Here is a 17,068-nt window from a genome sequence, read left to right as displayed (position 1 = left end):
GGGTTACAATCCTACAGAGGCCCGCGCCGCTCGGGCAACGGCCGCGCGCGCGGAGGCCGGTTCCATGACCTGCGCCTCGCCACCGAAGGACAGGACCCACTGGGTGAGCCAGCGTTCGCTGTCCCCCGCCACCAGCACCTCCACGCCCCCGTCGGCAAGCGGGCGGGCGTCCTGGCCGAAGCGCTCCTTCACATAGGGTGCGGCCACGGGGGAGAAGCGCACGCGCACCGAGGAATCCTTCAGCCCCCGCGCCGGGTTGGGCACGTCCGCCCGGGCATCCGCGGGCGGCTGGAAGGACACGTCCGTGACGAGGATGTCCTCCATCCGGTCCAGGCGGAACAGGCGCGCGTCCTGCCGGGTGTGACAGTAGCCCTGCAGATACCACTGCCCCCGGTGGCTGAGCAGCTCGTAGGGGCGCACGGTGCGCGGCTCCGGCGACCGGCCGGGGCTGGCATAGCCGAACGTCACCTCCAGGCGCTCGATGATGGCCCGGGTGAGCGGCCCCAGGGCCTGGGGCGCCTCGGTGGACGCATCAATCTTCCGGTACATCTCCCGGTAGCGCTCGCGGGTGGCGGGCGGCAGCACGCGCTCCAGCTTCTGGAGGGCGCTCTGCAACGCGTCCCCCGTGGCCGGCCGCAGCAGCTCCGCAGACGCGGCCAGCGCCGCGGCCTCGCCGGGCGTCAACCGAGGCGGCGCGAAGAGGCGCTGATCCAGGTCCACGTAGACGCGGTCGTTGTCCACGTAGATGTCGATGTAGTCGTCCGGGTTGAAGGGCGGCCGGCCCACGCAGGTGAGCAGGTCCAGCTCCTCCAGCAGGTCCTCGCGGCTGATGTTGAGGGCGCGCGCGAGCGCGTCCACCGTGACGCCGGGGTGCTTGGAGACGTAGGGAACCAGGAACAGCAGGCGGCGGAGCCGCTCGTGGACGTTGCTCATGCGCTCACCTTGTCCAGCGAATCGTCGTGGCACGACACGATGCGCGAGGCCATCTCGCGCAGACGCGCCTGCGCCCGCTCGGGGCCCTCCACGCGGCAGTCCGGCCCCAGCGCCAGGCAGAAGCGCATCAGGCCGTCCACGAACGTGACCGGCAGCCGCGCCCGCACCGCCCCCTCCTCCGCCGGCTCCAGCATGGCGCCGGGCAACAGGCTCGCGGCCCGCGAGGCGAGCGTGCCCGACAGGTGGAGCGCCACCTCCACCTGCTCATGGAAGCGGTGCTGCCACGGGAAGTACGGCACGTGGGCCTCCAGCGAGAAGTCCGCCGGCACCTGGAAGTCCGGTGTGCGCGGGCGCGCCGTGTTCACCTTGAGTTCGCGAATCCGGTGGACGTGGAAGGTCCGCAAGTCCTTGCGCAGGTGGCAGTACCCCACCAGCGTCCAGGCGCCGCGGCGCAGCGCCAGGCCATACGGGTCCACCCGCCGCTGCGTGGTGCCGGCCTGCTTGGGACTGGCATACGTCAGGTCCACCCACTTGCGGGCCGCGCACGCATCCCAGAGCTGCTCCAGGCGCGCGGAAATCTCCTTCTCCTGGCCCTCATGCACGGAGCCCAGCTCCATGCGCACCCGGGGTGTGGGTAGGGATTGACCGGCGAAGAAGCCAATCTTCCGCAGCGCGTGCGCCAGGTCATCCCGGCCCGGAAAGGCCCCCGACGCCAGCGCCGCGGAGCCGGCGGCGTAGAGCACGGCCAGCTCCTCCTTGGAGAGGTCCGCCTCCGGGAGGTAGTAGGCGTCCCGGTCGACGATGTAGCCGTCCCGGCGCTCGTCGTCTCCCTGCACGTACGTCAGCGGAAAGCCCAGCTCCACCAGCTCCGCCTTGTCGCGCTCGAACTTGCGCTCGGCGGCATCATCGGAGCCGCCGTAGTCACCAGGGAAGTGCTCGCGCAGCTCGGCCCAGGAGATGGGCTCGCGTGCGTCGAGCAGAAGGGCCACGAGGTCGAGGATGCGTTCAGTGCGGTCCATTGGAGAGGTCGGCGACGATGCCGGGCGGACCCGAGAGGGTCAAGAAGTGGACGTGTGGGTGGGAAACAGGTGAGAGGGCCGCTCGCGTCCGGCGAGATAGCCGGACACGCCTGAACAAACAAGCAGGTAATCACCTGTACGCATGGTTGTACTCATTGCGGCTGGCAAGGACTTGGGCGGGGGGCTCGCACTGCGGGCATGATCTGGGTTATTGCTGCTCCATTCCGTGGAAGTGGAAGCGACGTGGACGGGCCTGCCTGTCCGGATGCCGCACGGCCGAAGCGGCGAGCGGAGCCTCCGAAGGGACTCACGATGAGCGGCATCACCCTCGTCCGTAATGTGGTGGCCGGGTTGGCGATGTTCGTGGGCTTCACGAGCATGGCCGCGCCTGCGCCCGTGCGCGCGGAGCCCCTCTACTTCGCCGTCGAGGTCCGTCGTGACGGGCGGCTGGTGGCCCAGCCCAAGCTGCTGGGCGAGACGGGCCGCACCCTTCGCGCCGAGCGCCGCCGTCCGGGAGCGCCCCTGCCCGACTACCGGCTGGTCCTCACGCCCAAGGCCGAAGGCCAGTCCTTCCTCCTCCAGCTCGACCTGCTCCTGCCCGAGGCGAAGGGCCACTCTGAGCTGGCGCTCCTCCACGGCCAGGAGCGCAAGCTCCAGCTTGGCCGCGTCCCCGGAGAGCTCGAGGTCTCCCTGCTGCTGATGAAGGTGGACTCGCCGGAGTTCCGCGCGCTCATGCAGCTGGGCGAAAGCGGCGGCAAGTCGCTGTCCACCTCGTCCATCTGACCGGCGCCCTGCCCGGCTACAGCACGGCCAGGTCGTCGCGGTGCACGGCCTCGTCGAGGTAGCGGTAGCCCAGCACCGCTTCGATGTCCGCCGTGCGATGTCCGGCGATGCGGCGCAGCTCGTTGGCGTCGTAGGCCGCCAGCCCGCGCGCGAACACGGCTCCCCCCGCGTCCACCAGGTCCACCGGATCTCCGCGCCCGAAGTCCCCCTCCACGCCGCGCACGCCGCTGGGCAGCAGGCTGCGCTTGCCGGTGACAATGGCCTCGCGCGCGCCGGCATCCACCGTGAGCGTCCCGCGTGCGCGCAGGGCATGGGCAATCCACGCGGCGCGGGCACTGCGGCGGCTGCCGGCGGGCTCGAAGTGGGTCCCCACGTCCGCGCCTTCCAGGACGGCGCGTAGGCGGCCGGGCACGGCGCCGGACGTAATCACGCAGTGGATGCCGGAATCGGACGCGCGCGCGGCCGCCCGCACCTTGGTGCTCATGCCGCCCGTCCCCACCCCGCTGCTCGTGCCGGTGGCGAGCGCCAGGACCTCGGGCGTCACCTGCATCACTGTGGCCAGCAGCTCCGCGCCCGCGTCGCGCCGAGGGTCTCCGGTGTAGAGGCCCTCCACATCCGACAGCAGGACGAGCGCGTCGGCATCCACCACGCCGGCCACCAACCCCGCCAGCGTGTCGTTGTCACCGAACTTGAGTTCGTCCACGGAGACGGTGTCATTCTCGTTGATGACGGGGACGACGCCCGCCGTCAGCAACCGCTCCAGGGTGTGCTTCACGTTGAGGTAGCGGCGGCGCTCCTGCACGTCCTCGTGGGTGAGCAGCACCTGGGCCACCGCCTTCCCATGCGCGGCGAAGGCCTCTTCGTAGGCCTGCATCAGCCGGCTCTGCCCCACCGCCGCGCACGCCTGCTTGCCTGGGATGTCGCGAGGGCGCGAGGGCAGGCCCAGCCGCTCGACCCCCAGGGCAATGGCCCCGCTGGACACCACCAGCAGCTCGCGGCCCTGCGCGGCCCACAACAAATCCTGGCCCAGCGCATCGAAGTGCTGACGGTTGAAACGTCCGGTGGCGTTCGTCAGCGCGTTGGTGCCGATTTTCACCACCACCCGCCGGGCGGAGCGTAGGGCGGTGCGTCCCGCGGAAATCGAACTCACGGGGCGTCAGCGTAGGTCAGAAATGGAAGACGCGCGCGTCCGGCGTGTTTTCCCCACAGCGGCAGTCATAAAGTCGTACCACAAAGGTGGGGGCCCCAATGCCTCCGCCAGGAGAGCACGGTTTGAAGGAAATCTACGGCAACACCCTGGGCCTCAAGTCGAGCGAACAGCACCGGTTGCGCAACACCTTCCGCCGGCGCGTCCCACCGCACGAAATCGTGTCGCCCGAGCTTGCCCGGCACCTCACCGAGCTGTCGCGTGAGCTGAACCGGCAGGTGGGTGTGCTCATCAACCGGAAGGGAGAAATCGAGCACGTCATCGTGGGCAACGCCCACAAGCTCGAGCTGCCGGACATCGGCCGCGCCCGCGCGGGCCAGGTGCGTCTGCGTGGCCTCCGCCTGATCCACACCCACTTGAAGAGCGAGCCGCTCACCAAGGACGACCTCACGGACCTCGCGCTGCTGCGCCTGGATTGCGTGGCGGCCGTTGGCGTGGGCCACGAGGGCCTGCCCGGCGTCCTGCACTACGCCTACCTCATCCCGGAGAACGGCTCCGGCGACTTCTGGCACGTCGAGACGCTGCCCTCCGTCCACGTGGCGCAGCCGGACCTCATGGACACGCTGGGCGCGCTGGAGGAGGAGTTCAACCGCAAGGCGGCGTCGCGCAAGGTGGGCGGCCGGGAGAAGGCCATCCTCGTGGCGGTGTGCCTGGACGGCAACCGCGCCCTGGCCGAGTCCAGCCTGGCGGAGCTGAAGGAGCTGGCGCGCACCGCGGGCGTGGAGGTCATCGACTCCGTGCTCCAGGTGAAGCGCGAGGCGGACCCGCGCTACCTCATCGGCCGCGGAAAGCTGGAGGATCTCAACCTGCGCTCCATGCAGTCCATGGTGGACCTGCTCATCTTCGACAAGGACCTCACCCCGTCCCAGGGTCGCCACATCGGCGAGGCCACCAGCCTCAAGGTGCTGGACCGCTCACAGCTCATCCTCGACATCTTCGCGCAGCGCGCACAGAGCGCCGAGGGCAAGCTCCAGGTGGAGCTGGCACAGTTGAAGTACCGGCTGCCGCGGCTGGTGCAGAGCGACGATTCGCTCAGCCGGCTCATGGGCGGCATTGGCGGACGTGGCCCAGGCGAGACGAAGCTGGAGATCGACCGCCGCCGCGTGCGCGAGCGAATCACCCACCTGGAGAAGCGCATCGACGCGATTGGCCGGGAGCGCAGCGTGCGCCGGGCCCAGCGCAACCGGCGCGAGCTGCCCGTCATCTCCATTGTCGGCTACACCAACGCCGGCAAGTCCACGCTCCTCAACGCGATTACGAACGCCGAGGTGCTGGCGGAGAACAAGCTGTTCGCCACGCTGGACCCCACCAGCCGGCGGCTGCGCTTCCCGCAGGAGCGGGAGGTCATCATCACCGACACGGTGGGCTTCATCCGGGACCTGCCCAAGGACCTGGTCGCCGCCTTCCGCGCCACGCTGGAGGAACTGTACGACGCCAGCCTGCTGCTCCACGTCGTGGACGCGGCGGACCCCGCCCGCGACGAGCAGGTGGAGGCGGTGGAGAACATCCTCGAGTCGCTCGACTTGATGGAGAAGCCGCGCCTCATGGTGTGGAACAAGGCGGACCTGCTTCCGCCGGACGAAGTGGCGGCGCTGCTGCGCACCCGGGGCGGCGTGGCCATCAGCGCCGCGACGCGCGAGGGCCTGGCGACGCTGCTGGCCAAGGCGGACACCACGCTGTTCGCCGAAGGCGCCACCGAGGCCATCGGCGCCGTCTGAGCCCGCGGTTGCCGCGCAGGCACGGCTCCCCGTAGAGTCGGGGAGCCGTGTCGACTCCATCGCTCACACCCCTGCTGCTGGCCCAGGCTGACTACGCGAAGCCTGTGTCCTCTCTGTCTCCGAAGTACTTCGAGCTGCTGGAGCAGAACAGCCACATCATCTACCCCGTCCTGGCGATTCTGACGCTGGTCATCATCGCCGCGGGCGTCCTCCAGGCGTGGCGCACGCAGGACCTGGACGGCCTCCAGAAGAACGAGTTCAAGCGCGCCATCGTCAACGAGCTGCGCCGCAACATCAGCGGCATGCCCGGTGACTTGCTGGCGAAGTCCGTGGGGCTGGACCGGCTCAAGACGAACCGCCTGCTGGAGCAGATGCAGCAGGAGGGCCTGGTGGTGAGCCACACCAACTCCCAGCGGCTCACCGTGTGGCGCGTCCGCGGCGCCACGCCGGACGCCGCGCCGCGCCGCTACTGAAGGCCGCTCAGACGCCCGCCAGCTCCGACTTCGGCTGGCGCGTCATCAGGTCCACCACCGCCGTGCGCGCGCTCTTGCCCTCATGGGCAATCAGGTACACTTGGTGGCAGATGGGCAACTCCACGCCCGTCTTGAGCTCCAGCTCGTGCGCGCTGCGGGCCGTCTTCACGCCTTCGGCCACTTCCTTCATGTCCGCGAGGATGTCCGGCAGCTTGCGGCCCTTGCCAAGCTCCATCCCCACGTGCCGGTTGCGGCTCAGCTCGCCGGTGCACGTCAGCACCAGGTCGCCCATGCCGGACAGACCGGAGAGCGTCAGCGGGTTGGCGCCCTTGCGCACCGCCAGGCGCGTAATCTCCGCCAGGCCGCGGGTGATGATGGCCGCGCGCGCGTTGTGGCCCATGCCCAGGCCGTCCGCCATGCCGGCGGCAATCGCGATGACGTTCTTCAGCGCGCCGCCGTACTGCACGCCCACCACGTCCGTGGAGGTGTAGCTGCGGAACGTCTCCGTCTGAAGCGCCTTCTGACAGCGCAGCGCCACCTTGTCCCAGTGGGAGGCGATGGTCACCACCGTGGGCATGCGCCGCGCCAGCTCCTTGGCGAAGCTGGGGCCGGACAGCACCGCGAGGTACGGATGGAACTCCTCCGGCAGGCAGTCCTCCAGGAGCTCCGTCATCGTCAGCAACGTCCCGTTCTCGATGCCCTTCGACACCGTGACGATGGGGACATGGCGCGGCAGGTACGCCTGGGCCTTCGCCACCACCTCGCGCGTGGCGTGGCTGGGCGTGGCCAGCACCACCAACTCCGAGCCCGCGAGCGCTTCCTGGAGGTCATTCGTGGCGCGCACGCGCTCCGAGATGGGGATGCCCTTCAGGTAGGTGGGGTTCTCGTGCTGCGTGTTGATGGCCTCCACGACGGAGGACTCACGACCCCACAGACGAACCTCCTCGCAATTGACCGCGAGCACGTTCGCCAGGGCGGTACCGAAGGAGCCGGAGCCGATGACACTGCCACGCATGAAAGACCTCGCTAGAAACCAGTCACGACGCCAAAGGTGATGACGGGCATGAAGTCCGTCTCGTCAGGCCGGGTCCGGATGTCCCCGCCAATCGTCAGAGCGTAGGACGTTTTCTCACTCACGGGGATTTCCGCGCCCAGCCGCACCGGAAAGGCGCCGGACAGCTCGACGTCAGGGGGCAGGCCGCCCAGCGGCACCCCTTGAATGGGCTCGGTGTCCAGCGCCATCAGGTAGCGGACGTCCAGGAACAGTCGCGGCGAGCGGGCGCCCGGGAGCTGGAGATTGCCAACGATGCCGGGCAGCACGTTCCAGTTGCGGCGCCCGCTGTAGTAGCGCGCGCCCCGGTCCTCCACGCTCGCGGGCCGCAGGAAGAAGGCGTGGCTGCCCTCCACCGCCACGCCCACGCTCCACCGGGGCCCGCCGTCGAGCACCATCCACCGCGCGCCCACGCGCAGCTCGTTCATCAACCCGTAGGCGCTGTCCACGCCGGCCAGCACGTCCACGCGGCGATGGACGCCCACGGCGACTCGCGCGGACACGATGGGAAAGCCCAGGGCCAGGCCCACGGCCATGCCCCCTGCCCCCACCGTCTGGGCGCCGAGCAGGCTCACGCGGTTGGGGACGAGCGGCGGCCTGATGGGAGCCGGCGGCGGCCGGGGCGCGGGGATGGCGGCCTCGTCGATGGGCACCAGCGGCGGAACTTCAGGCAACCGGGGCAGCGTGGCCGCCTCCTCTGCCTCGGGGACAGCGGTGGCGCCCGGGAAGGACTCCCAGGCCGCGTCGTCCGGAGCTTCGTTGTGAGCAGGCGCGGGGACCTGCCCCGGTTGTGCCCAGGAGGTGTCCGGCGCCGGGTTGCGCGGAGGCGCCCCAGGAGACTCCGCTGGCGCAGAAGCCGCCGCGGGCGCGGTTCCCGAGGACACACCTGCCGGTGCCCCACCTCCAGACGCAGGCGGCCCTGGCTGGGACGGCGCGGATGCTTTCGACGAGCCCGCCGATGGGACACGCGCCTTCGAAGCCTCGGCGCCCGACACCCTCGACTGAGACGGCACGACCGCCGGGGGAGCGCCCTCCGCCGGACGAGCCTGGACGTCTCCCACCAGGGCAAACACGAGCAAGGGCAAAGAGGGGGCGGAGCGCATGGTGGGAAGCCTCAGCTTAGTCCGACGGGCGTATAAGGCACGAGGCATGCCCGCTCGCTCGGAGGCCAGACCGGGCCGGCGTCCGGAAGCGGTCAGCGACATGCGGGAAACGTCGCCGCGCAAGGCATCCTCCGGTCTACCATCCGCGCCGCTTCGGCAGGCGCACACGGGAGTCACACGGGATGAGGGCTGGAGGGCGCGCGGCATTGTTCATGGCACTGGCACTGGCGGCATGCCGGAGCCGACCTTCCGACACCCCCGCGGTGGACGCGGGCACCCCAGCGCCCCCTGCCGAGCGCGCGGCGCTCCCCGACTGCGAGGTGCTGCTGCCCGCGGACGACCGCGAGCTGATGCTCCCCGGCTTCACCATGAAGCAGGAGCGCGCCTGCCCGACGTGTGGCCCGCTGTGCAGCTTCCGCTCGGACGCGGAGCCCGGCCTCGCCGTCTCCATCACCTGGGACTGCAACGCCCGCTACGCCCAGTCGGACATCCACGAGTTGATGGCCCCCACCCTCCAGGCCGGCGGCGTGGAGGTGCCCGCGCTGGGCCGTGCCGCGGTGCGGCGCGCGCCCGCCCAGGGCATGTCCCAGGTGCTGGCCTGGGATGACGACACGGACTGCGCGGTCGTCGTCACCTGGCTGGGCGGTGAGACGGAGCGGGCCGTGGAGGTGGCGCGCTCGGCGCTCACCGCCACCAGGCCCGCCGTGCTCGACGCGGGGACACCCGGTGCCCCCAAAGAGGACGCGGGGGACTCCGGCGAGCCCTGAGGCCCACCGGACGGCCCCCGGCCCCTACAGTGTGAGCAGGTACTCCACCAGGTCGTCGACCTCGGCGTCGGTGAGCTGCGCCGTCATGCCGTGCCGGTTCGACTCGCGGCCCTGCATCAGCCGGTCCTTCAGCGACACGGCGCTGCCGTCATGCAGGTACGGCGCGGTGCGGGCCAGCCCCAACAGCGACGGCGTGTTGAGCCCCTGCTTGCGCACCACCGGGTCATCCTGGAGCGCCCCCGAGGTGACGAAGGTGCCCACGTCGGCCTGCGTGTTGAGGGTGAAGTGCGCCCCTCCGTGGCAGGTGTCACACGCGGCCTTGCGGAACACGGCCTCGCCGCGTCTCTGCGCGTCGGTGAGGACGTCGACCCTGTGCGGGTTGTCCGGCGTGGGCAGCACGTCGATGAAGTCGGACAACTGCGCCACCATGACGCCGTCCAGCACCGTCCCACCCATGCGGTGGCGCACCGTCGCGTCGAGGAAGTCCCGCATGGTGGAGAACTCGCCGCTCCAGTGGAACGGCCCCGTCTTCGTCATGCTCCGGCCCGCGAGGCTGGGCGTCTGACGAGGCCCGTCCGGGAAGCCCCAGACGTGGCCGTCCTCGCGGCCATCGGGATGGCAGCTCGCGCACGACGCGCCCACCGACGTACTGGCCATGCGCGAGTCCAGCGCGCTGAAGAACAGCTTGCGGCCCGCCACCTCGTTGGGCGCCAGCACGTCCCCGGCGATGGGCAGCGGCGCGCCGTCCGTGCGGATGTTGGCGGTGCCACCCGCGCCGTCGCTCACCAGCGTCGTCACCGTGTGGTCGAACGCGTTGTAGACGTAGGCCTTGCGCCCATCCCGCGTCATCGCGATGCCGGTGGGGCCGGAGCCCACGCGCACCAACTGGCGCACCGTGCTGCCCAGGCCCGACCTCAGGTCCGAGCCCGAACGGCGCCCCGTGGGGATGATGGCGACGTTGTCCGTCTCCCGGTTCACCACGAAGGCCCACAGGCCCGTCGGGTCCACCACCGCCGCCACCGGCCCCTGGATGGGGTGCGTCGACTCCGGGCTGATGATGGTGGAGGGCGGGAAGTCCGGTGACAGGTCCGGCGGCGGACGGCACCGGTCCATGTCATCCACCCGGGGCGAGCCCGTGTCCGTGTCGAAGGTGACCAGCCCTGGCGCCACCACGCCGCCCGTGTTGCAGGGCCCACCACCGCCGTAGAGCGAGCCCCCGCTCGGCTGAGTGGGCGTCCCGTCTGGAGACAGCGGGTCCTCCCGCGCCCACATCACCGTCGCCAGCGCGCGCTCTCCATCCGGCGTCACCGCGACGCTCGACATGCTGCGCGGCTGAAAGCGGATGTCCGCGGGCGGAAGCCGCGGCGACAGCCCGTCCGGGGACGCGGCCACGTTGTCCCGGACGTTGGCGCGCGCGTACAGGTCCGTCTGCTCACGCACCACGCGGGGCCGGTCCACGTCCGTCAGGTCCACGGAGACCAGGTCGCCCTGGCGGAAGCGGGTGATGAGCGCGCGCTTGCCGCCCTGCGCCAGCGCGATGCCCCGGGGCTCATCCCCCACCGGCAATTCCCAGCGCACCGACAGCGAGCGCGTGTCCACCGCCATCAACGAGCCGTGGCTCGACGTCGCCAGCGCGGTGCTGTTCACCACGTACAGCGTGTCCCCGGCGGGCGACACCGACAGGCCCACGGGCTCCACCCCCACCGCGATGCGGGCCGCCTCGTTCCAGTCCCCCCGGCGGATGACGGACACGCTGCGCGAGCCGCGGTTGGAGACGTAGACGGTGTCGTCCGGCCCCACCGCCACGCGCTCGGGGAGGAGGCCCACCTTCACCTCGCCCACCTTTTCACGACGCGCCGTGTCCACCACGGCGAGGACGCCGTTGTCCGAGTCCACCACGTAGAGAAAGGCGTCATCCCGGCTGAGCGCCACCGAGCCCGACGCCTGGGTCCAGGTCGCCTGGGCGTCGCGGTCTTCACACGCCGGAAGCGCGAGCATCGAGGCCATCACCGTGGCCAGGAGCGTCCGTCTCATGGAGGGGTTCCCTTCCTCGCGGCGGCCCGTCCCACCCACCAGGCACCGGGCGGCCGCGTCCTGAGCGGGGAAGAAGGCGGCCGGCCCACGTCGCACGCCTGCCCCGCGGCCGCCCATGCTTGCACCAGAACACCCCCGAAGTCGATGACGTCCGCACACACTCCGGGTGAGTGGTGGACACTCCCTGTCGCGGGCGCGGATGAAACGCCACGAGCGTGTAGCGCCGGGTAGGGGTAAAGGAGAGGGGCCGTGTCCCGCACTCCGCCCCGATTCCTCAACTTCCGGCGCACGTTCGCGCTGCTCATCGTCCTGGTGGTGGTGCCATCCGCCGGCCTGTCCGGCTTCGGGGTGGTGGCCATCATCAACGAGCGCGCGGCCGTGGAGAAACGGCTGGAGGCCGCCTGGCGCGGCACGCTGGAGTCGCTGTCGGAGGAACTGCCGGGCATCCTCGCCTCGGCGAGCCTGGAGCCGGTGAATGGCCAACTCCAGTTCATCCTCCCCGACGGGCAGCCCGTGTCGGAGCCGGACGGCGCCTTCCAGTTGGAGGACGGACAGGTCCGCACCCGGGACCCCCAACTGGCGGAGGCGCTCACCACCGTGGTGCCCGAGGCGGGCGGACTGCCCACCGAGCCCACCGTCTTCTCGCTCACCGCGGGCGGGCGGGCGGTGCTGGTGGCCGCCGAGCGACGCGGCAGCGTGGTGCACGGCGTGCGGCTGTCGGTGCAGCAGCTGGAGGCCCTGCTGGCCGAGCGCGTGGACCCCCGGGCCGTGTCCAGCGAACCGGTGCGCTTCGCCCTGCTGCCCGTGCCCCGGGAGCCCTCCGATGGCGGACTGATGGGGCGGCTGGTGTCCGAGGTGGCGCAGGCGCGCGCCAGCGCCCTGGGGCCCACGGGGCTCGCTGAGCGCGTGCTGTCCTCGCCCCTCCAGGACTTCCGGCTGGTAGTGCTGCCCACCGGCGAGGACCCGGTGGCGCGCGCGTCCACGCGCAACCGCGTGCTGTACGGCGTGCTGCTGGGCGTGTTCTACCTGACGCTCACCTTCGGCGTCGTCTACACCGGCCGCGCGCTCTACCGTGAGGCGCAGCTGTCGCGGATGAAGACGGACTTCGTGTCGCTGGTGAGCCACGAGCTGCGCACGCCCCTCACGTCCATCCGCATGTTCATCGAGACCCTGGCCCTGGGGCGGCTGAAGGACCCGGCGCAGATGCAGGAGGTGCTCACCCTGCTGATGCGCGAAACGGAACGCCTGTCCATCTTCGTCGAGCGCGTGCTGGACTGGGCGCGCATCGAAGGCGGGCGCAAGGTGTACCAGCGCGAAATCGTGCCGGTGTCGGAGCTCGTGAACGCGGCGGTGGAGGCCTTCCGCACCCAGCGCATGGAGGACGGCGTGGACCTGACGGTGGAGGTGTCAGACGGCTTGCCCGCGCTGGACGTGGACCGGGCCGCGGTGGCCGGCGCGCTGCTCAACCTGCTGCAGAATGCCTACAAGTACAGTGGGCCGGACAACCGCCGCATCACCCTCCAGGTCCGGGGCAGCGGCAAGGGCGTGGACCTGACGGTGGAGGACAATGGCGTGGGCATCGCTCCGCAGGAGCGCACTCGCATCTTCGAGCGCTTCTATCGCGTGGACAACCTGCTGACGCGCAGGACGGAAGGCAGCGGGCTGGGGCTGGCCATCACCCGGCGCATCATCGAAACCCACGGAGGCCGCATCTCCGTGCAGAGCGAGCCAGGCAAGGGAAGCCGGTTCACCATCCACCTGCCGGCGGGGAAGGCATGAGCGACAAGACGCGGAGCATCCTGGTCGTGGAGGACGACCTGTCCATCCTCACGGGCCTGTCCATGAACCTGCGCTTCGAGGGCTACGAGGTGCTCCAGGCCCAGGATGGCCGCACCGGGCTGGCGCGCGCGCTGGACGAGTCGCCGGACCTGGTGGTGCTGGACGTCATGCTGCCGGAGCTCAATGGCTTCGAGGTCCTCAAGGAGCTGCGCCAGCGCGGACGGGACACGCCCGTCGTCGTGCTCTCCGCCAAGGGCATGGAGACGGACAAGATTGTCGGCCTCAACCTGGGCGCGGACGACTACGTGGTGAAGCCGTTCGGCCTCCAGGAGCTGCTGGCCCGTATCAAGGCCGTGCTGCGCCGGCGCTACCCGTCCGCGGGGGCGGGCTCGCCGCCGCCGGTGACCTTCGGCGACGTGAGCGTGGACATGGCCGCCCGCACGGTGGCACGCGCGAGGACGCCGGTGGAGCTCACCGCGCAGGAGTTCAAGCTGCTGGCGCACTTCCTCGCGCACCCGGGACGCACCTTCACCCGCGAGGAGCTGCTGTCCGGCGCGTGGGGCTACCACTACGAAGGCAGCGCCCGCACCGTGGACAACTTCATGCGCCAGCTGCGCTTGAAGTTCGAGCCCGACCCGGAAGCCCCCCGCCACTTCCTCACCGTGCGCGGACTGGGCTACCGCTTCGAGCGCTGACGGGCGCTCACGGTCCGGCGATGCCGATGTGGCGCGAGTCCTCCAGGTCGAAGGGCTTGCCGTCGAAGCGGCCGTAGCGCTCGCGCGGCACCAATCCCGCCGCGGTGAGCGCCGCGTCCAGCTCCTCCGGCGTGAAGTGCCGCAGCCTGAGGCGGCGGATGGGGCTGGGCCCACCGGGCGCACGCCGCTCGCGCAGGTGGAGGGTGAAGAGCGGGCGGCGAGGCTCCAGGCCGGCGCTGGGCGCCTCGTCGTCTCGGGGGAGCACGGGCTCGCGGGGCGTGTTGAGCACGTCGTAGACGAAGGAGCCACCCGGCGTGAGGTGGTGACGCACCGTGGCCAGCAACGCCTCCAGGTCGTCCTTTCCCGGCATCAGCCCCAATGCGTGCTGGGGCGCGAGCACCAGTGGGAAGCGCTCGTCCAGGCGCAGCGAGCGGAGGTCCGCCACCAGGAAGCGCGCCCTGCGTGAGACGTCCTCGGGTTCCGAGTGCCGCCGTTCCTCCGCGGAGCGAATCATCACCCCCGAGGGGTCCACGCCCACGGCGTCATAGCCATCCCCTGCCAGCGCCCACACCACCCGGCCATTGGCGGCGCCCAACACCAGCACGGGCCCGCCATGCTCGGCCGCCTGGCGTGTGTAGAACAGGAGGTCCGGCTCCTGAGCGACAAGAGAAAGTGGCATCCGGCCCCGCGCGTCATGACCACGCATTCGAGGAAGGAAGTAGCACGAATCCGGCCTCGCCCGGGACAGGCACGTACACACGCTGGGAAGCGGATTACCCACATCGTGTCCGGCGCCCGACGGACACATCACGCTTCAAGGCTGCTCGTGCTGGCACCGTCCTTGCGAATGAACGGGGATTGAACACGACGACCCACTTCGGGCCAGTCGGCTTTTCAGCGGGGAACGGTGACGAGATGAAGCGCGGATGGGGATGGGCGGGCGCGCTCTTCGTGGCGGGTTGGGTGTGGACGGGCTGTGGCTCGGGGAGTGACACGAGAGGCACCGAGGGCTTGGACGTCCCGCCCTCGGAATTCCCCCAAGCCCCGGAAGGCGATGCAGGCACGCCGGACGCGGGCACGCTGGACTCAGGGACACCGGGCGAGCCCGACGCGGGAGAACCGGATTCGGGCACGCCGGATGACGACGGTGGCACGCCGGATTCGGGTACGCCGGATGACGACGGTGGCACGCCGGACGGGGGCCCCGTGGAAGTGCCCCTGCCCACGCCTTCCGCGGCGAACTGGGAGTTCTTCGGCCGCGATGCGGGCGGCCCTCGCTTCATCCACGGCGTGAGCGCGGACGCATCCGGTAACATCTGGGTGGCGGGCGGCGAAGAAGGGCTCTTCCTGATGAAGAAGGGTGAGCGCACCTTCCGGCGTTACACGATGGCGGAGGGCCTGCGCCCGTACGGCTACATGCCGGACGGCAGCGCGCCGCCGGGACCGAAGTACCTCAAGGTCATCTCTGTCGCGGGCGCTTGGAACGACACTGTCTTCGTCGGCTACGAAGGCATGCCGGGCGATGGCGCGCTCCACTGCGAGAACAACTGGGACAGCAACGTGCCGGACCCCGCGCGATACAAGAGCGGTGACGCCGACCGTGTCTCACTGCGCGCGGACGGCACGCTCGACGTCGTGCACTACGACATCTTCTCGGGGCCGAACGTCGTCGACGCCGAGCTGCGAGGCCGCGAGAAGCTCTGCAACATCTGGCGCATCGCCTATGACGCGAAGACCAACAGCGTCTGGTTTGGCGCCAACCACGGCTTCGCCCGCGGTGATGCGGACTACCGGGGCGACCCGACGTGCAACGGGCAGTTCCACTGCTGGGGCGTGGAGGAGCACTCGCACCCGGGCATCAACGCGTACATCTACACGAACCCCACGGCGGACCGGGCCCAGTACGGAGAGGACCGGAGCCGGTGGAGGGTTCAGCCCGCGCTGCTCACGGATGCGTACTGGGGCCTGGGCGTGCGTCCGGACGGCGACGTCTGGGTCGGCGGCGCCAACCGGACGACGCGCTACTTCTACGGCACCGTCGCGAACGATTTCTGGGAGGGCCAGACGCGTACGGAGTCCCGGGCCTACGCATGGAACCGCATCGACATCTGGGCGGACGCGGTGGGCGAGGAGCGCTACTCCCGTCCGGAGCAGCGCACGGATGACCTGGTCTCCGGCATCGCCGTCGTGGGCACCTCCGCGTGGGTGGGCTCCTTCGGTCACGGCCTCGCGGAGCTGAACGACAGCGGCCAGGTGGTGCGCACGCTGAAGAACGAGCTGGCCGCGCCGCACGTGGCCAGCGTGGCGGCGGACCCGACCAACGGCAGCATCTGGGCCGGTCACAGCTGGGGCGGCGGCCTCTCCCGTGTCCGGGGCGGCTCCGTCTCCCACTACGGCCTCTCCGTGCTCGGGCGGGAGCTGTCCAGCATGCGCGTGCCGGACATCCAGGTGGACCGCTCCGGCCCGCGGCGCCGCATGCTGGTGGCCTTCCAGGGCGCCACGCTGAGCGACGGCACCGTGATGCCGGGCACCATCGGCATCTACTCCGGGGAGTGAGCGGTCCCTCGAATGGAGCGTGGGCGGCGGCTGGGCTTCTTCACGGGAGCCCGGTCGTCGCCTAGTCGCGGTTCGTGGCTACTTGTACCAGGGGTACGTCAGGTTGGCCGGGAGCAGGAAGCCCCACCCCGCATCGATGACGATGGGCGCTTGGCCGGGCTTGCCATACACCTGCACCGGTACTTGGGTGACACCGTCCTTGTATGGGTACTGCAGCGGTTTGTCCCCCTGGCGGAAATGCACGTTCCGGAGCACCACGCGCTGTTGCTCCGGGCTGTACAGGGTGGCGACGAACAGGAAGTGCTCGTCATCTCCCGGCACTCGCTTGCGCTCCACCGTCATCAGCAACGACGTCCGTTCATCCGACTCCACGCTTCTCACCAACCTCCGCGTGTAGCGGGGCGCCAGCCAGAAGGCGGTCAGACCGATGACAATCAAGAGACTCCCCCAGATGGGGAGCTGGGCGCTGAACGGCCATCGGAACCTTCCGGAATCGAGCGCCCGCTGGAACGATGACGCGCCGTAAAGCACCGCCAACGTCCCCAACGCCACGCCCACGCTGGCCCAGCGGAAGGAGCCCGTGAGGCGCTGTCGCAGCGCATCAATCAATTCGTCACGATTCCCCTGCACGGGCTTCACCTTGGGACGCGCATCCGTCACCACAGAGGACCTCCAGGTTCACTGCCCCGTGTCCTAAACCGCTCCGCTTCGTGCCGATAGCCTCCGTCGACCGCGCGCCGGCCCTGCCGGGCGTGCAAATTCCGCCCGTCGCGGGCCAGTGGACTTCCATGAGCCGCCGTGCGGCGACGCCGGGCTGCCCCGCTCGCCTTCGTCACGCCCCGGGAGCCCGCCCCGCCCTCCTCGCGACCGGTCCCCGCCTGGCCGGCTGCTGGGCGGGCATCATCCTGAGGGACAGGAAGTCACCACGAGGCGCGAAGCCGTCCTAGAAT

At 70.5% G+C, this 17,068-nt stretch carries 15 protein-coding genes; 7 read left to right on the top strand and 8 right to left on the bottom strand.

Annotation, left to right across the window (positions count from 1 at the left end; genetic code table 11):
* Window positions 1-3 precede the first annotated feature (3 nt).
* Complete coding sequence (locus FL344_RS05235) at window positions 4-933, bottom strand: YafY family protein (protein ID WP_141617746.1); 930 nt, start codon at window positions 931-933, stop codon at window positions 4-6.
* A complete protein-coding gene (locus FL344_RS05230) occupies window positions 930-1,952 on the bottom strand; it encodes a YafY family protein (protein WP_141617745.1) in 1,023 nt (340 codons plus the stop codon). The genes FL344_RS05235 and FL344_RS05230 overlap by 4 nt, the downstream gene beginning before the upstream one ends.
* 312 nt (window positions 1,953-2,264) lie before the next feature.
* Between FL344_RS05230 and FL344_RS05225 the strand changes: the two genes are divergently transcribed.
* On the top strand, window positions 2,265-2,735 hold the full coding sequence (locus FL344_RS05225; protein WP_225888583.1) for a hypothetical protein: 471 nt from the start codon (window positions 2,265-2,267) through the stop codon (window positions 2,733-2,735).
* Between the two features lie 16 nt (window positions 2,736-2,751).
* Here the strand turns inward: FL344_RS05225 and proB are convergent, their stop codons facing one another.
* A complete protein-coding gene (gene proB, locus FL344_RS05220) occupies window positions 2,752-3,885 on the bottom strand; it encodes a glutamate 5-kinase (RefSeq protein WP_141617743.1) in 1,134 nt (377 codons plus the stop codon).
* Window positions 3,886-4,007: 122 nt separating this feature from the next.
* Here proB and hflX point away from each other — a divergent pair, with 122 nt between their 5' ends.
* Together hflX and FL344_RS05210 are read left to right on the top strand one after the other, a co-directional pair.
* The gene (hflX, locus tag FL344_RS05215; protein WP_194858388.1) at window positions 4,008-5,660 is read left to right on the top strand and encodes a GTPase HflX; all 1,653 of its coding nucleotides are present in this window, start codon (window positions 4,008-4,010) and stop codon (window positions 5,658-5,660) included.
* A 47-nt stretch (window positions 5,661-5,707) separates the two neighbouring features.
* Window positions 5,708-6,133, top strand: a complete 426-nt coding sequence (locus tag FL344_RS05210) for a hypothetical protein (RefSeq protein WP_011551472.1) — start codon at window positions 5,708-5,710, stop codon at window positions 6,131-6,133.
* A gap of 7 nt (window positions 6,134-6,140) precedes the next feature.
* Here FL344_RS05210 and FL344_RS05205 read toward each other — a convergent pair whose 3' ends face one another.
* Both FL344_RS05205 and FL344_RS05200 read right to left on the bottom strand, forming a co-directional pair.
* On the bottom strand, window positions 6,141-7,148 hold the full coding sequence (locus tag FL344_RS05205) for an NAD(P)H-dependent glycerol-3-phosphate dehydrogenase (RefSeq protein WP_141590345.1): 1,008 nt from the start codon (window positions 7,146-7,148) through the stop codon (window positions 6,141-6,143).
* 11 nt (window positions 7,149-7,159) lie between these two features.
* Window positions 7,160-8,068 (bottom strand): hypothetical protein, encoded by a 909-nt coding sequence (locus FL344_RS05200; RefSeq protein ID WP_141590346.1) that lies wholly within the window; start codon window positions 8,066-8,068, stop codon window positions 7,160-7,162.
* Between the two features lie 401 nt (window positions 8,069-8,469).
* Between FL344_RS05200 and FL344_RS05195 the strand changes: the two genes are divergently transcribed.
* Window positions 8,470-9,054, top strand: coding sequence for a hypothetical protein (locus FL344_RS05195; protein ID WP_141617742.1), 585 nt, complete (start codon window positions 8,470-8,472; stop codon window positions 9,052-9,054).
* Window positions 9,055-9,078: 24 nt separating this feature from the next.
* Here FL344_RS05195 and FL344_RS05190 read toward each other — a convergent pair whose 3' ends face one another.
* On the bottom strand, window positions 9,079-11,088 hold the full coding sequence (locus tag FL344_RS05190) for a c-type cytochrome (RefSeq protein ID WP_141617741.1): 2,010 nt from the start codon (window positions 11,086-11,088) through the stop codon (window positions 9,079-9,081).
* Window positions 11,089-11,337: 249 nt separating this feature from the next.
* Between FL344_RS05190 and FL344_RS05185 the strand changes: the two genes are divergently transcribed.
* Entirely contained in the window at window positions 11,338-12,867 is a 1,530-nt protein-coding gene (locus tag FL344_RS05185; protein ID WP_141590349.1) for a cell wall metabolism sensor histidine kinase WalK, read from the top strand.
* Window positions 12,864-13,562, top strand: coding sequence for a response regulator transcription factor (locus tag FL344_RS05180; RefSeq protein WP_011551466.1), 699 nt, complete (start codon window positions 12,864-12,866; stop codon window positions 13,560-13,562). Before FL344_RS05185 ends, FL344_RS05180 begins: the two co-directional genes overlap by 4 nt.
* A 7-nt stretch (window positions 13,563-13,569) precedes the next feature.
* On the opposite strand, the gene FL344_RS05175 is transcribed toward FL344_RS05180, so the two are convergent.
* The gene (locus tag FL344_RS05175; protein ID WP_194862997.1) at window positions 13,570-14,268 is read right to left on the bottom strand and encodes a bifunctional 2-polyprenyl-6-hydroxyphenol methylase/3-demethylubiquinol 3-O-methyltransferase UbiG; all 699 of its coding nucleotides are present in this window, start codon (window positions 14,266-14,268) and stop codon (window positions 13,570-13,572) included.
* 209 nt (window positions 14,269-14,477) lie between these two features.
* Here FL344_RS05175 and FL344_RS05170 point away from each other — a divergent pair, with 209 nt between their 5' ends.
* Window positions 14,478-16,118 carry a hypothetical protein gene (locus FL344_RS05170; protein ID WP_228564799.1) on the top strand — a complete coding sequence of 547 codons (1,641 nt, stop codon included), beginning with the start codon at window positions 14,478-14,480 and terminating at the stop codon, window positions 16,116-16,118.
* A 78-nt stretch (window positions 16,119-16,196) separates the two neighbouring features.
* On the opposite strand, the gene FL344_RS05165 is transcribed toward FL344_RS05170, so the two are convergent.
* Window positions 16,197-16,778, bottom strand: a complete 582-nt coding sequence (locus tag FL344_RS05165) for a hypothetical protein (protein ID WP_141617738.1) — start codon at window positions 16,776-16,778, stop codon at window positions 16,197-16,199.
* Window positions 16,779-17,068 lie beyond the last annotated feature (290 nt).

The sequence above is a fragment of the Myxococcus sp. AB036A genome (assembly GCF_006547355.1).
GTDB lineage: Bacteria > Myxococcota > Myxococcia > Myxococcales > Myxococcaceae > Myxococcus > Myxococcus virescens.
The sequence above is the reverse complement of the archived record's forward strand: the minus strand, read 5'-3'. Positions and strand labels throughout refer to the sequence as shown.